The organism is Roseibium sediminicola, assembly GCF_023156505.1.
Classification (GTDB): domain Bacteria; phylum Pseudomonadota; class Alphaproteobacteria; order Rhizobiales; family Stappiaceae; genus Roseibium; species Roseibium sediminicola.
The window spans coordinates 45687-60119 of the sequence record NZ_JALNMJ010000007.1; the positions used below are offsets into that span (position 1 = coordinate 45687).

Here is a 14433-nt window from a genome sequence, read left to right on the forward strand (position 1 = left end):
CGGCGATGTCCGCCGCAGGGGCATTTTTTGCAAAGCGGGGGCATCTTGGCCAAGGTTCTTGTTCTTTTCGCGCATCCGAGACCGGACACGTCCGAGGTGAACCAGCCGCTGTTCCAAACCGCACAGGCGGTCGAGGGCGTCTCGGCAATCGATCTTTACGCCGAGTATCCGGATTTCGGCATCGACATTGATCGGGAACAGGCCCGGCTGGTGGCACATGACGTGATTGTCTTCCAGCATCCTCTCTACTGGTATTCGGCGCCGGCCATCATGAAGGAATGGCAGGACCTGGTGCTGGAACACGGCTTTGCCTACGGCCTTCACGGCAAGGCGCTGCAGGGCAAGATCTTCCTGAACGCGATCACGACCGGCGCCAGGCCGGAGGCCTACTCGACGGAGGGCATGAACCACGCCGAGCTGCGCAGCCTGCTTGGGCCGTTCGAGAAAACCGCCGATCTCTGCGGCATGCGCTATCTGGCACCCTTCGTGATGTTCGGGGCCGGCAGGGCGCGGGAAGAAGACCGCGTGACTGTGCATCGCAACGCCTATGACGATCTCCTGAAGGCGCTCGTCGCCGACCGGTTCGATCTGGACAAGGCCTCAAAAGCGGCGCTCCTTACCGATGTGCTCGATGATTTCATTCTCAAGGGGGAGGCGGTCTGATGGCCCTGCTCAGCGAAGCCTTCGTCTATCTGTGCGCCGCGGTGATTGCGGTGCCGATCGCCAACCGCCTCGGTCTCGGCTCGGTGCTCGGGTATCTGATCGCTGGCGTCGTCATCGGCCCGGTCATCGGCATTGTCGGATCGGAAGCCACCGACGTGCAGCATTTTGCCGAATTCGGTGTGGTGATGATGCTGTTCCTGGTCGGTCTGGAACTCCAGCCGGCGATGCTCTGGAAGATGCGCCAGCAACTGATCGGGCTGGGCGGTCTGCAGGTGCTCGGCACCACAGCCGTCTTTTCCGGCATCGCGCTGGCCTTCGGGCTCCATTGGCAAAGCGCCGTCGCGCTCGGCATGATCCTGGCGCTGTCCTCGACCGCAATCGTGCTTCAGACGCTGAACGAAAAGGGCTGGCTGAAGACACAGGGCGGGCAGAGCTCCTTCTCGGTGCTCTTGACCCAGGACATCGCCGTCATCCCGATGCTGGCAGTTCTGCCCTTGCTCGCGGTCGGGCATGGTGGCGGCGACCAAGGCTCGGAGGGGCATGGTGAGGCCGCTGCCCATGGCGGCGAGGCCCTGGCGGCGCTGCCGGGCTGGGCGCAGGCGCTGGTGATCCTGGCGGTGATCGCCGCGATTATCCTGGCTGGACGGCATCTGTTGCGGCCGGTGTTCCGGTTCATCGCCGAGGCGCGCCTTCGGGAAATTTTCACGGCGACCGCACTCCTTCTGGTGATCGGCATCGCGCTCCTGATGGATTTTGTCGGCCTGTCACCTGCACTCGGCACGTTCCTCGCAGGCGTGGTGCTTTCCGACAGCGATTACCGGCACGAGTTGGAGGCCGATATCGAACCGTTCAAGGGGCTGCTGCTCGGCCTGTTCTTTTTGACCGTCGGGGCGGGCATTGATTTTGGCCTTCTGTTCGGTGCGCCGCTGACCATCTTCGGCCTTGCCATCGGCTTGATGGCGGTGAAATTCTGTGTGCTGTTCGCGCTTGGTGCCCTGTTCAGGCTGCAGGGCGCGGACCGCTGGCTGTTCGCACTGGGGCTTGCCCAGGCCGGTGAATTCGCCTTCGTCTTGTTCGGCTTTGCAAGCAGCAGCGGGGCACTGGAACAGAGCCTTTTGCAAACCATGACCCTGGTCGTGGCGATTTCGATGCTGCTGACGCCGGCTCTGTTCATTTTTTATGAAAAGGTGGTCGCGCCGCGCGCCGTTGCAAAGTCGGACCGGGAACCGGACACGGTTGACAAGCGCGGCCGGGTGGTGGTGGCCGGCATGGGCCGGTTCGGCCAGATCGTCTCGCGCATGCTGCTTACCAGCGGTTATGACGTCGTCATCCTGGACCATGATCCGCAGACCATCGACAATCTCGCGCGGATCGGCATCCGCACCTTTTATGGCGATGCCACAAGGCCGGACCTCTTGCACGGGGCGGGTCTCGACCAGGCCGATCTTTTCATCGCGGCGATCGACGACCGGGAAAAACAGACGCTGATGGTCGAGCATGTCGCAAGGACCTATCCGAAGGTAAAGATACTGGCCCGGGCGCGTGACCGGCATCATATCTACGAACTTGAGAATGCCGGGGCGCATTACGCGGAGCGAGAGGTGTTCGAGGGGGCACTGGCCCTCGGACGGCGGGCCTTTGCCGAGCTTGGCCGCCATCCGTTCCGGGCCCGTACGAAAGCACAGGAGTTCCGCAAGCACGACCTCGCGATGCTCGACAATCTCCGTGAGAACTACAATGACGGTGGTGTCGACAAATCCTATATCGACGCCATGCGCGCCCAATCCGATACGTTGTTCGAGATCATGCGGGTCGATCGGGGCGACGAACGCCATGAACGCACCGAGCGCGGCTGGAATCCGCCGCCCAAGGGAGACGCGACCTTGTGAAGTGGGGAGGTTCCTCGATATTCTAAGCCGGAATGCGGTTACTTGCCGGTAACCGCTGCCTTTTGCCGATGGTTGCCGGCTCCTATATGGCAGGGCAAGACAGGACACCGGTTCCGGCACCCAAGATGATGGCCGGAGACAAGGAATTCATATGACGTCTCAAGACAGCCAGAGCCTCGACGACAGCGTGCTGCAGATCGATATCGTTTCCGACGTCGTCTGCCCCTGGTGCATCGTCGGCTTCAAACAGCTGGAACAGGCCATCGGCGAGACCGGGGTTTCGGCGGCGATCAAGTGGCATCCCTTCGAACTCAATCCGGACATGGAAGAGGGCGGTGAAAACCTGCGTGAGCACATCATGCGCAAATACGGTTCGACCGCAGAACAGTCCCAGGCCGCGCGGGACCGCCTGACGGCGATCGGCGCGGATCTCGGCTTCGACTTCCGCTTTACCGACGACATGCGCATGGTCAACACGTTCAAGGCGCATCAGCTGATCCACTGGGCCGGCCCCGCAGGCAAGGAACATCCGTTGAAAATGGCGCTGTTTCAGGCCTATTTCCGTGATGGCAAAGATCTGAACGACCCCGCTGTGCTGGCCGACGTTGCCGAGAGTATCGGCCTCGACCGGGCCGAGGCCCTTAAGGTGCTGGAGGACGGGCGCTATGCCGATGCGATCCGCCAGGAAGAGGCCTTCTGGACCCAGAACGGCATTCAAGGCGTCCCGGCCGTCATCTTCGAACGCCGGCATCTGATCACCGGCGCGCAAGGCGCGGAGAACTATGCATCGATCATCCGCCAGCTGGTGGACGGCGAGGCGGCATAGCGGTCTTCCCTGGGGTGCCCCACCCAAAAGCGTCATCCTGAGGAGCCGCTTCGGCGGCGTCTCGAAGGATCGGCTGCTTGCTCCGGAGTGCTTACCGATCCTTCGAGACGGGCCGTTGGCCCTCCTCAGGATGACGCTGAATTTGGGGAAGCGCTGTCTTTGTTGATGGCTTCACAGCTTTTCAAACAACACCCCAGCCGCCTCGATCCGGCCGGCAGGTGTTTCGGCAGCCTCCGCGCCGTAGTTGGTCCAGATCCTGAAACCGTCCGTGTCACGGCAGCGGACGCCTCCCGAAAGCTCGCGCGTGGCGATGCCGGCTTCTTCGCAGAGGGGCCGGTAGATCCTTTGCAAGGCGGTCGCATCGCCCCAGCCGCCGACATAGATCAGGTGATCCTGGCGGACGACGGCCGGCTCACCGGTCTCCAGCTTAAGCACCACGTCCGCCGCGGTTTCCAGTTCCTCGCGATAACCCGAGAAGGCACCGCCGCCGGTGAGGGCCATCGGCATGTCCGGGCGCAGGCTTTCCACCCTGGAGACAGTGACCTCCAGGCCCGGCATGTCCGGCGGTAATGGCACGGGGACGACCATGTCGGCGTTGCGCGCCGCCGTGCGTGGACCGAGCACCACAGGCGCATTGGCCTCGGCCAGCGCCTGTTTCAGATCCTGGGGCATGTAGATCAGGCCCGGCGCGGCGACGATGCGATAACCGGTAAAGTCGCGGGTTTCGCCGCGCACGATGTCGACGGAGACGCCAATCTTGCGCAGGGCCTTGTAGGTGTCGAAGACCAGCTGGAAATAGGACAGGCCGGCGCCATGCGGCTGGGTGGTCCAGGCAAAGTCGGCCTCATAGTCAAAGATCAGCGCGACCGGCGCTTGCGGCGCGGAGACATCCGGCGCGTTGCGGAGTTCGTCGGCGACCTGGCGCGCCTCGATCAGGGCCGGGGCGTCGGCATTGTCCGGGCGCAGCATGCCGGCATGCATCTGTTCCTGGGCAAAGGGTGCCTGGCGCCAGCGGAAATAACAGACGGCCTCCGCGCCATGGGCATAGGCTTCCCAGGCCCAGAGGCGCATCATGCCGGGAAGCGGCGCCGGATTGTAGGGCGCCCAGTTCACCGGGCCGGGCTGTTGTTCCATCACCCACCAGCGGCCCCTGCCGACGGCCCGGTAGAGATCGTGATGGAACGCCTGGAAATCCGGGTCGCCCTGGCGCATGAAGGTGCGTTTGTGGGCATCGTCGGCACCGACACGGTCCTCCAGAAAGCCGAGCGGGTAGCTGTCCCAGGTGGCGATGTCGAGATCGTCGCCGACCTTGAAATGATCGAAATCGGTGATCCGCCCCATATAGTTGTGGCTGATCGGCGCGTCGGAATGGGCGCGTATGATGTTGACCTGACGCTTGTTGAAGTGGACGACCTGGTCGGAGGAGAACCGGCGGAAAGCCAACGTGTGCGACGGGTTCGGCTCGGTCACCGTCAGGTTGGGCAGGTCGATGTCGTCGAAGGACAGATAGTCCATCGACCAGAAGACATTGCCCCAGGCGCGGTTCAGCGCCTCGACGGTGCCGTAGCGCGCCTTCAGCCACAGCCGGAAGGCGTCCCGGGCGGCCTCCGAATAGGAAATGATCGTGTCGTGGCAGCCATATTCATTGTCGGTCTGCCAGGCGGCCACATGCGGGTTCTTGCCGTAGCGCTCGGCGATGAGCGTCACGATCCGGTCGCTTTCTTGGCGGTAGCCCTCATGGGAAAAACAATAGTGGCGGCGCGAGCCGAACTTGCGCGGATGACCATTGACATCGACCGCGACCATGTCCGGGTGCCTGTCGATCATCCAGCGAGGCGGCGTCGCGGTCGGCGTGCCCAGCACCACCTTGAGGCCGGTCTGTCCGAGGACCTCGATGGCGCGGTCGAGCCAGTCGAAGCGGAGATCGCCGGGGCTTGGTTCCAGGCGTGACCAGGCGAATTCGCCGATCCGGATCCAGGTCAGCCCGGCTTCCGCCATCCGCCTGGCATCGGCCTCCCAGATCTCCTCGGGCCAGTGTTCCGGATAATAGCAGGTGCCAAGGGTGCGTTTCATGACGTGTGCTCACTGATGTTTTGGTCGGCAAACGGCACATTCACCGACGTGCCCTGCCACACATTCCGTGTCATCCCCGCGGAAGCAAAGAACCAGGACCCTTCATAGGTCCTTTGAAATCTTGCTGTTTGCCGTTGCCTAGAAGTCCTGGGTTCCGGATCTTCGCTGCGCTCCGTCCGGGATGACAATTGTTTGCTACAGCACCACCCGGTGCTCGAGCTGGCCTCGGGCGCTGGCGTCCGCGGAATAGGTTTTGCCTTCATCTTCGCCGTCGAGGCCTTCCGCGGCTGTTGTGGCGTAGAGGGTTGCCAGCTCGGCGCCGCCGAAAGCGGGGCAGGAGACCTGCTTGGCCGGGAAGGAGATTGCCTCGACGAAGCTGCCGTCGGGGGCGTAGCGGGCCACGCGGTTGGCGCCCCACTGGGCATTCCAGAGATGGCCTTCGCTGTCGATGACAGCTCCGTCCGGCTTGAGGTCCTCCGGGCCGAGATCGACGAAAAGTTCGGGGTCCCCGGCCGGCCAGCCATCGGCATCCAGGGCGACCTTCTGGATCGTCTGCCTGGCGGTATCGGAAAAGCAGGCCGTGCTGCCGTCTGGCGCAAAGCAGATGGCGTTGGAAATGGTGATGTCACCGTAGAGCTTGCGCAGTTCGCCCTTGTAATAGCGGTAGATGGCGCCGGCGCCGGGCTCTGCCTGGATGCCCATCGTGCCGATCCAGAAGCCGCCTTTCGGATCGGCGCGGCCGTCATTGGAGCGGGTGATCGCTTTGTCCGCTTCCAGGTCACAGAGTTTTTGGGATTCCTCCGTTTCGAGGTCGAACAGGAACAGCTGGGTCTGGCTGGCGATCAGCAGCTCGTTGCGGCTGACCCAGCCGGCCGCGGACACATATTCATCGAATTGCCAGCTGCGTGGTGCACCGTTTTCCCGGCTGAGTAGTTGCCTGTTCAAGATGTCGAACCAGAACAGTTGGCTGCGCTCCGGGTGCCACAGCGGGCCTTCGCCAAGGGTGCATTGGCGGTCGTCGAAAAGCGTGCTCATCGGCCTCAAGCCTCCTTTGCAACAGCCGCGTCATAGGCGGCGACAATCGTGTTGGCCCTGTCGCGGATCTCGGCGACGGAAAAGCCGGGTTTGTAGAGCGCCGTACCGATGCCGAATCCCGCGGCGCCGACCTTGATCCAGTCGCCGAAATTGTCCGGCCCGGCGCCGCCAACCGCATAAGTGGCGGTGCCTTTCGGCAGAACGGCGAGCATTGCCTTCAAGCCGTCGGGTCCGATCAGCGAGGCGGGAAAGAATTTCAGCCCGTCGGCGCCATTGCGCAGGGCGGTGAAACATTCCGTCGGTGTCATCACGCCCGGAAAGGAAGACATGCCACAGATCTTGGTGGCGCGGATGACATCCGGATTGCAGTCGGGCGAAACGATCAGCGTGCCGCCCGCGGCCTTGACCTCGGTGACCTGCTCGGGCTCCAACACCGTGCCGGCGCCAATTTCGGCGCGGTCTGAAAACGTCTCCGCCATCACCTTGATGCTTGTCAGCGGATCCGGCGAATTGAGCGGAACCTCAATGTGGGTGATGCCGGCCTCGATCAGGCAGTCGGTGACAGGCAGGGCCTCGTCCGGGGTGAGCCCCCGAAGAATGGCAATCAGGTTGCGGCTCATGAAGACACCTTTGAAAGGCGGGAAAAGGCAAGGGCAAGGCCCTTCAGGGTGATGGTTCCGGCGTCGAGCAGCCTGGCGTCATGGCCCAGGCAATTCAGCGCGGTCCGGTAGCTCTTTGCGATGCCGTCGCTGCCGAGCAGCGTCACGTCGCTCAGGTCAAGGACGTCCCTGACGGCGGCGAGCTCCGCGCCGATCAGGATGCCCGACAGCCGGCCGCTGGCCTGTTCAGGTGTAAGGCCGGCGATCAAGCCTCCGGCGCGCACGCCGAAGAGCTCCGCGGCAAAGCGCGTCGGTTTATCGAGCAGGCGCGTGACCGCTGCCTCATAGGCTGCTCCGTCGAGGGCGTCCGCCGACAGGCCGTGGCGCAGCACGGACTGGCTGGAATAAAGCGCGTAGCTCTCCCCCGTCATGAAGGTTTGGAACCGCTCGATATTGCCGTTTTCAAGAGCAACCCACTTGGTGTGGGTGCCCGGCAGGCACAGCGTTCCGCTGTAATCCGGGTTATCGGCCAGGAAGCCGGCGATCTGGGTTTCCTCGCCGCGCATAACGTCCGGCGGGGACATCTGCTTGATGCCGGGCAGGATGCGAACGTCAAGCCGCGGGTCGGTTGTCTCGACGCGGGTCGCATCCTCAACCGAAGGCGGCGTGCACGGCACCGTTTTGTAGGGCGCTTCGGCCCAGCCCTGGCGCGAGCCGGCCATGCCGCAGACAATCACAGGTCTCTTGCCGCCCGCCGGCAGCAGATCCGCGACCAGTTCGAGGAGCGCCGGTTCGAAGTCCTGGCGGGAAAGCTTGCCCATGCCCTTTTCGGACTGGCGATGGGCCAGCGTCCTGCCGGCATCGTCTTGCGCCCAGACGCGCAGATTGGTCGTTCCCCAATCCACCGCGATCCAGTCCATGTCGGTCTCTGAAGTCATCCCGTCACCACGACCCCGCCATCGACGACCAGGGATTGGCCGGTCATCGCCTTGCTTGCCTTGGAGGCGAGGAACAGGACCGGATCGACCATGTCCTCAGGCGCAAGTTCGTCCTTGAGGCACTGTCGGTCGATATGGGCGGCAAGCCCTTCCGGCGTCACCCACATGTCCTTCTGCTTCTGGGTCAGGACCCAGCCCGGTGCGATCGCGTTGACGCGGATCCGGTCCGGGCCGAATTCGCGGGCGAGGCTGCGGGTCATGCCGTTGATGCCGGAATTCGCCGTGGTGTAGGCCGCGTAACCGGCATTGCCCATCATGTAGGAAATCGAGGTGAAGTTGACGATTGAGCCGCCGCCATTGGCACGCATGCCGGCAATGACGTGCTGGCAGGCGAAGAAATAGGCCTTCAGGTTGATCGCCTGGGACCAGTCCCAGAAGGCCTCGTCGACGTCTTCGGTGGCATGGCGCTTGTCATTGGCGGCATTGTTGACCAGGACGGTGATAGCGCCATGGGTTTCCGCAGCCTTGTCCATTGCGCCTTTAAGTGCGGTCATGTCGGTAATGTCGCAGGGCAGGAACAGCGGACGGTGGCCGTGTTTCTGTTCCATCTCTTCGCAGAAGGCGGCCGCGTCCGAGCGCTGGACAAAGGCGACCTTTGCCCCCTGCGCGAGGAAGCCTTCGGTCAGGGACGCACCGATGCCGGAGCCCCCGCCGGTAATGAAAACCGAAGCGTACCTGAGATCCGGAAAAGTCGCGTACATGGCACTTCCTTAATGCGTTGGGCGGCACGAGCCGAAAATGATTTTACCTGAGGGGCGCTCCTCAGATGCGGTGACCTTCCAGCACCCAGACGGTTTCCGGAAACCGCCACGGCAAGGTGACGCCGTGGGACATGAGATACTGTCCGCTGGTCTGAAGGTCCTGGGTTTTGAGAAGCGGCGTTCCGCGTGACAGGCGGGGGGCGTCGTCCCGATTGGCGAGTGTTAGCCTGTATGTGGCGGCCGGGTCCAGACCCGTCAGACGGACAGGATGTGGAAGGATCTGGTCGGACGGCCTGGTCAGCGCGGCGAAGACAGCGAAGCGGCTGCCGTCCTCGGCAAGCTGCTGTTCGGCGATCACCGCCGGGTCGGAACTGTCCAGGCGCAGGATGTCGGCGCGCATCATCCAGCCGCGATTGTCCTTCCACCAGCTGGTGACCTTCTGCAGGATTTCAGCTTCTTCGCCGGTCAGCTCGCGCGGATCCATCTCGAAGCCCATATGCCGCTGGGCGGCGGTCCAGGCGCGTATTCGGATGTCGAGGGTCCGGCCGGATGTGTGGCAATGACGCGGCCCGACATGAGAACCTGTGACAGAGGCCGGCAGGAACAGGGCGGCATCATGCTGGATACGCTGGCGTTCCAGAGCGTCGTTGCTGTCGGAGAGCCAGACCCTCTGGGTGCGTTCGAGAATGCCGAAATCGATGCGGCCGCCGCCGGAAGAACAGCTCTCGATTTCGACCTGCGGGAATTCGGCGCGCAGCTGGTCGAGAAGTCGGTAAAGACCTTCGGTCTGAGCTGCCTCGACCACGGGCAGCACCCGGTTGTGGTCCCACTTGATGTAGCCGATGTCGTTATCTTTCAGAACCGCCGCGATCTGGGCATGAAGGTAAGCGCGGACGTCCTCGCGCGCCATGTTGAGCACCAGCTGCTGCCGGCCGCGGATCTGGTCGGCTGGTCCAAGCACCCAGTCGGGATGCGCCCGGTAAAGCTCGCTGTTCTCATTGACCATTTCCGGCTCGAACCAGATGCCGAATTCAAGGCCGAGGGATTTGACGTGGTCGATCAGCGGGGTGAGGCCGTCCGGGTATTTGCGGGCATCGATGACCCAGTCGCCGAGAGACGATGTGTCGTCGTCGCGCCGGCCGAACCAGCCGTCATCGAGTACAAAACGTTCAGCGCCGAGTCCGGCCGCGCGGGACGCGATCTCCTTCAGTTCGTCGATCTTGTGATCGAAATAGACCGCTTCCCAGCAATTGTAATGTACCGGGCGCGGTGCACGCGCACCCTCGATAATGCTGTCACGCAGGTGGCGCTGGAACCGAACTGCGGTGCCGTTGAGGCCGTCCTGGGAATAGGTGGCATAAAGCGGCGCGGTGACAAAGTGGCAGCCGGCGGCCTCGGATCCCGAGGCATGGCCGAACTGGACCTGACGGCGGCCGTCGGCCAGCTCCTCGGCGACCATCCGATGCCCGCCGGACCAGCCGTAATGGAAGGCATAGGCCTCGCCTTGGGTATTGGTGGTGGCCCTGTTGCAGACGATCAGACCCGGGAAATGGGCATGGTCCGTGCGGCCCGTGCGGTTGTCGCGCACCCGGGCGCCCGGCGCGAAGGGCAGGCGATTGGTCAGGAATTCCGCGCACCAGCGGCCGGAGAATTCGATCATCTCACCGGTATGGGCCGGAACGGGCAGAACAGGCGCCGCCAGCCAGTCGACCTGGATGACATCCGCGCTTTCCAGCCGGGTCTGCAGCTTCAGAAGCGAGGTCCCGGGCGTCAGTGTGAGGTCGAAGACGAGGGTCAGGTTGAGGGTCTTGTCGGCAAAGACGAGCGTCAGGCCATGCTCTGAAGCTGCCTCGCTTTCTAGACGGAAGGCGGGCGCAAGCGGGTTGCCGTCCCGGCTTCTGGCTGCCAGTCCGGCCTGGCCGGAAAAGGTCTGCGAGGCTTCCGGGCAAAGGCTGATGGCGGCGTTTTCATCGACCATGCCGCCGGTGACATCCAGCTTCGCGGCTGCCGAAAGCGTCTCTGTGGACTCGCCCGTAGGAAGGGCGGGACCCCAGTAGACGGCTTCCGGCAACCTGTTGTCGAAGCTGGCCAGCACCAGGCTCTGGTGCCTGTCACCGAGATGCCAGGTTTTCACAGGCTGGCTGATCACTTCACGGCTCCCAGCGTCAGTCCGGCGATGAAGTGCCGCTGCATCAGGAAGAACATGGCAACCGGCGGCAGCGCGGCGACGATCGAACCGGCGCTCATCAGGTGATAGGCGGCGCGGTACTGGGCATTGAAGGAGGTGATGCCCGCGGTGACTGGCTGGCTTTCAACGCCCTGGGTCAGGACCACGGCCCAGAAATAGTCGTTCCAGATGAAGGTGAAGATCAGCACAGAGAGAGCGGCAATGGCCGGTTTCATCAGCGGCAGCACCACGTACCAGAAGATCTTCCATTCCGCGATGCCTTCCACGCGGGCCGCCTCGATCAGCTCGAAGGGCAGGGCGCGGATGAAATTGCGCATGAAGAGGGTGCAGAAGCCGGTCTGGAAGGCGATGTGGAACAGCACCAGGCCGGTGATGGTGTTGTAAAGGCCCATCTGCAGGGTCAGGTCGCGCACCGGCACCATCAGGATCTGGAACGGCACGAAATTGCCGGCCACGAACATGAAGAAGAGCCAGATATTCGCCTTGAACTTGTAGATGCCGAGGGCAAAGCCGGTCATGCAGGACAGGGCCACGGCACCGATCACGGTTGGAATGGTGATCTTGAACGAGTTCAGGAGATATTGCGGCATGTCCGAACCGGTGAAGACCAGCGCATAGTTTGTGAAGCCCTCGAAGGAGGACGGCCAGCCCCAGTAGTTGGCGTTGGCGAAATCCGCGTCCGGCTTGACGGAGAAGATCGCAACCGCGATCAGCGGTAGCAGCCACAGGATCAGCGCCAGAGGCAGGAGGGCCTGATAGGTGACCTGCCAGGAGCGGGAGGTGCGTTCGATCGGTGTCGGAAACATCTATGCCTCCTCCCTCGGTGCGAGGCCGGCCTGCAGCTTTTTTGTCAGGCTCGCGCGGATGGTGTCGTAGGACATTTCAAGGCGGTGGCGGATTTCATCTTCCGGAGCGTCCCAGTCCAGCCTGACCCAGCTCTTGTGGAAATAGGGCGCGCGGCGGGCCACCCCCGCGTCGATCAGCATGGCGGCCGTTTCGATGTCGCGGCACTTGACCGAGACACCGTCGCCGACGGAGCCGATGCAGGCGAACATCTTGCCGCAGACCTTCCAGGCATCGTGTCCTCCGCCCCAGGGGTCGGACACTTCCGCGCCTGGAAACCGCGCGCAAATGTCGTTGACGAGGTCGCGTCCGGTCATCGCGCACGCTCCTCCTTGTACATCGACCACAGGAAGTAGGCGATGAAGGCCAGCATGATCAGGAACAGCACCACGGCAATCGCCGCGCCGTAGCCCATGCGGAAGCCGTATTCGGAGAGCGCGACCTCGAACATGTAGAAGGAGAGCACTCGGCTGGCGCCGAAGGGGCCGCCATTGGTCATGACCGAGATCAGGTCGAAGGAGCGCAGCGCGCCGATGATGGTGACGACGAAGGCGATGAAGGTCGCCGGGCGCAGCTGCGGCACGATGATGTACCAGAGCATGCGCCAGCCCTTGGCGCCGTCGAGGCGGCCGGCCTCGATCTGCTCCGGATCGACGGCGTTGAGACCGGTCAGGTAAAGGATCATGCAATAGGCGGTCTGCGGCCAGAGACCGGCGACGATAATGCCGACGGTCACCCAGTTCTCGTCGCCGAGCACGTTCATCGGCGGCAGGCCGACGGCGCCGAGCAGCACGTTGAGGATACCGAAGGTCGGATCGTAGAACCAGGTGAAGACGAGGCCGACAACGACCTGCGAGATCACGAAGGGAAAGAAGAACAGAGACTTGTAGAGCCGGATGCCCGTGACGGTCTGGTTCAGAAACAGCGCGATGAAAAGACCGGCCGGGATTGCCAGCAAATACAGCAGCAGCCAGATGACGTTGTTCTTCAGCGATGTGTAGAACGCGTCGTCATAGTAGAGTTCGTCGTAATTGTAGAGACCGACAAATTCCGCCTGACCCAGCCCGTCCCACTCGTAGAGCGACAGATTAAAGGACTGGAAGATCGGGAAGATCACATAAAAGAGGAAGAACAGGATCCCCGGAGCCAGGAACAGCCAGGGTGTCAGCTGTTGCTGGTTGCGGTGCCACCAGGAACTCTGGCGGGTCTCGGTGACGGACGCTTGGGCCATTTTGGATCTCTCGGACGCGCGACGGCTGAAACGGAACGGTGGACGGGGGCGGGCCCCCGTCCGGGTTCGCTAAGCGGTGCTTATTTGTAGATGCGCTCCTGAGCGCGGTCGAGACGGTCCAGGATCTTGTCCAGGTTGTCCGGCTTGACCATGAATTCCTGCAGGCCTTCCATAGCGACCTTGGCCATTTCAGCCGGTGCGTCGCGGTCGAAGAACTGGGCGACGCCGCCCGGGGAATTCGAGGACAGCATTTCGAAGCCCTGCTCCAGGAACTTGTCCTGGTCGACGGAGGACTTGGAGTTCACTGGAAGCTGGCCAAGATGCTTGCCGTCGTTGATCCAGGTCTGAACGTCGGCGGAGGCCACGAATTTCAGGAATTCGCGGGCGTTTTCCTTGTTCTCGGCATTCGCCGGAATGTGGAACGTGTCTGTCGGAGCATCCTCTGCCTTTTCAACACCCGGGGTGATCTCCACGAACTGGTAGAAATCAAGCTGGTCGTCGGTGAGACCGCCGTCGCGCAGCGCGGCGACCGCGAAGTTGCCCATCAGGTAGGCGGCGGCATCGCCCTTGACCATGAACGGCAGGGCTTCCTGCCAGGAATAGGTCTGGTGGTTGTCGATGAAGGCGCCCATGTCGATCAGTTCACGCCAGTTGGCGAATGTCTGACGGACCTTGTCGGACGTCCACTTTTCCTTGCCGGTGAGCAGGTCCATGTGGAAGTCGAAGCCGTTTGTGCGCATGTTCAGGTAGTCGAACCAGCCGCCGGCGGTCCAGAGGAACTTGGTGCCGATCGTGTAGCATTTCTTGCCGGCATCGATGATCTTCTGGCAGTTGGCTTTTTCCTCTTCCCAGGTGGCGGGTTCAGAGAGGCCCAGCTCGTCGAAGATGTCTTTGCGGTAGTAAACACCCCACTGATAGTAGGTGTAGGGCACGCCCCACTGCTTGCCGTCGATGGTCATCGCGCCTTTTGTCGAGGCGAGGTTCTCACCGAGCTCCGTGCCGTCCCAAAGATCGGACACGTCTTCAAAGAGACCGGCTTCCACATAGGGACGCATGCGGTTCGCTGCATACCAGGTAGCAACATCCGGTGCGTTGGCGGTCAGGAAGTTGCGGATCTGGGTCTTGTAGGCCTCCCGGTCGATCACCGTGGTCTCGATGGTCAGGTCCGGGTTCTTCTCCTGGAACTGAGCAATCATCTCTTCCATGGTCGCGCGCGGCGCCGGGTTCGATGTGTCGAGAAAGATTTTCAGATTGCCCGTCAGGCCGTCAGCAGAAGCTGCGCCCATCGCGGCTGCCAACATGGCAAATGCCGCTACGGACGTTTTCAGCATGGAACGCATGGTGTCCTCCCTTTCGGTTCCATTATGTGAAACTTGATTTCGTATAT

The 14433-nt window shown here is 62.6% G+C and carries 13 protein-coding genes; 3 read left to right on the top strand and 10 right to left on the bottom strand.

Annotation, left to right across the window (positions count from 1 at the left end):
• Nucleotides 1-45: 45 nt before the first annotated feature.
• From M0H32_RS11745 to M0H32_RS11755, 3 genes are all read left to right on the top strand, one after another.
• Complete coding sequence (locus M0H32_RS11745; RefSeq protein WP_248154121.1) at nt 46-663, top strand: NAD(P)H-dependent oxidoreductase; 618 nt, start codon at nt 46-48, stop codon at nt 661-663.
• The gene (locus M0H32_RS11750; RefSeq protein WP_248154123.1) at nt 663-2552 is read left to right on the top strand and encodes a monovalent cation:proton antiporter-2 (CPA2) family protein; all 1890 of its coding nucleotides are present in this window, start codon (nt 663-665) and stop codon (nt 2550-2552) included. Before M0H32_RS11745 ends, M0H32_RS11750 begins: the two co-directional genes overlap by 1 nt.
• Before the next feature lie 151 nt (nt 2553-2703).
• Nucleotides 2704-3378, top strand: a complete 675-nt coding sequence (locus M0H32_RS11755) for a DsbA family oxidoreductase (protein WP_248154125.1) — start codon at nt 2704-2706, stop codon at nt 3376-3378.
• 171 nt (nt 3379-3549) lie between these two features.
• Here M0H32_RS11755 and M0H32_RS11760 read toward each other — a convergent pair whose 3' ends face one another.
• The 10 genes from M0H32_RS11760 to M0H32_RS11805 all read right to left on the bottom strand — a co-directional run bounded on the left by M0H32_RS11760 (nt 3550) and on the right by M0H32_RS11805 (nt 14386).
• Nucleotides 3550-5451, bottom strand: coding sequence for a beta-galactosidase (locus M0H32_RS11760; protein WP_248154127.1), 1902 nt, complete (start codon nt 5449-5451; stop codon nt 3550-3552).
• Nucleotides 5452-5646: 195 nt separating this feature from the next.
• Complete coding sequence (locus M0H32_RS11765) at nt 5647-6486, bottom strand: SMP-30/gluconolactonase/LRE family protein (RefSeq protein WP_248154129.1); 840 nt, start codon at nt 6484-6486, stop codon at nt 5647-5649.
• 5 nt (nt 6487-6491) lie between these two features.
• Nucleotides 6492-7106 carry a 2-dehydro-3-deoxy-6-phosphogalactonate aldolase gene (locus tag M0H32_RS11770; RefSeq protein WP_248154131.1) on the bottom strand — a complete coding sequence of 205 codons (615 nt, stop codon included), beginning with the start codon at nt 7104-7106 and terminating at the stop codon, nt 6492-6494.
• Nucleotides 7103-8023: a 2-dehydro-3-deoxygalactonokinase gene (locus M0H32_RS11775; RefSeq protein WP_248154132.1), complete on the bottom strand. Its 921-nt coding sequence runs from the start codon at nt 8021-8023 to the stop codon at nt 7103-7105. Before M0H32_RS11775 ends, M0H32_RS11770 begins: the two co-directional genes overlap by 4 nt.
• Nucleotides 8020-8784 (bottom strand): SDR family NAD(P)-dependent oxidoreductase, encoded by a 765-nt coding sequence (locus tag M0H32_RS11780; RefSeq protein WP_248154134.1) that lies wholly within the window; start codon nt 8782-8784, stop codon nt 8020-8022. Before M0H32_RS11780 ends, M0H32_RS11775 begins: the two co-directional genes overlap by 4 nt.
• 61 nt (nt 8785-8845) lie before the next feature.
• Nucleotides 8846-10933, bottom strand: a complete 2088-nt coding sequence (locus tag M0H32_RS11785; RefSeq protein ID WP_248154136.1) for an alpha-galactosidase — start codon at nt 10931-10933, stop codon at nt 8846-8848.
• Nucleotides 10930-11778: a carbohydrate ABC transporter permease gene (locus M0H32_RS11790; RefSeq protein ID WP_248154138.1), complete on the bottom strand. Its 849-nt coding sequence runs from the start codon at nt 11776-11778 to the stop codon at nt 10930-10932. The genes M0H32_RS11785 and M0H32_RS11790 overlap by 4 nt, the downstream gene beginning before the upstream one ends.
• Nucleotides 11779-12132, bottom strand: coding sequence for an MmcQ/YjbR family DNA-binding protein (locus M0H32_RS11795; RefSeq protein WP_248154139.1), 354 nt, complete (start codon nt 12130-12132; stop codon nt 11779-11781).
• A complete protein-coding gene (locus M0H32_RS11800) occupies nt 12129-13046 on the bottom strand; it encodes a carbohydrate ABC transporter permease (protein WP_248154141.1) in 918 nt (305 codons plus the stop codon). The genes M0H32_RS11795 and M0H32_RS11800 overlap by 4 nt, the downstream gene beginning before the upstream one ends.
• Before the next feature lie 80 nt (nt 13047-13126).
• Nucleotides 13127-14386: an ABC transporter substrate-binding protein gene (locus M0H32_RS11805; RefSeq protein WP_248154143.1), complete on the bottom strand. Its 1260-nt coding sequence runs from the start codon at nt 14384-14386 to the stop codon at nt 13127-13129.
• Nucleotides 14387-14433 lie beyond the last annotated feature (47 nt).

Coding starts and splice junctions, on each gene's coding strand:
- M0H32_RS11765 (WP_248154129.1), bottom strand. CDS start 6,486: ATGAGCACGCTTTTCGACGACCGCCAATGCACCCTTGGCGAAGGCCCG.
- M0H32_RS11770 (WP_248154131.1), bottom strand. CDS start 7,106: ATGAGCCGCAACCTGATTGCCATTCTTCGGGGGCTCACCCCGGACGAG.
- M0H32_RS11755 (WP_248154125.1), top strand. CDS start 2,704: ATGACGTCTCAAGACAGCCAGAGCCTCGACGACAGCGTGCTGCAGATC.
- M0H32_RS11795 (WP_248154139.1), bottom strand. CDS start 12,132: ATGACCGGACGCGACCTCGTCAACGACATTTGCGCGCGGTTTCCAGGC.
- M0H32_RS11780 (WP_248154134.1), bottom strand. CDS start 8,784: ATGTACGCGACTTTTCCGGATCTCAGGTACGCTTCGGTTTTCATTACC.
- M0H32_RS11805 (WP_248154143.1), bottom strand. CDS start 14,386: ATGCGTTCCATGCTGAAAACGTCCGTAGCGGCATTTGCCATGTTGGCA.
- M0H32_RS11775 (WP_248154132.1), bottom strand. CDS start 8,023: ATGACTTCAGAGACCGACATGGACTGGATCGCGGTGGATTGGGGAACG.
- M0H32_RS11750 (WP_248154123.1), top strand. CDS start 663: ATGGCCCTGCTCAGCGAAGCCTTCGTCTATCTGTGCGCCGCGGTGATT.
- M0H32_RS11790 (WP_248154138.1), bottom strand. CDS start 11,778: ATGTTTCCGACACCGATCGAACGCACCTCCCGCTCCTGGCAGGTCACC.
- M0H32_RS11760 (WP_248154127.1), bottom strand. CDS start 5,451: ATGAAACGCACCCTTGGCACCTGCTATTATCCGGAACACTGGCCCGAG.
- M0H32_RS11800 (WP_248154141.1), bottom strand. CDS start 13,046: ATGGCCCAAGCGTCCGTCACCGAGACCCGCCAGAGTTCCTGGTGGCAC.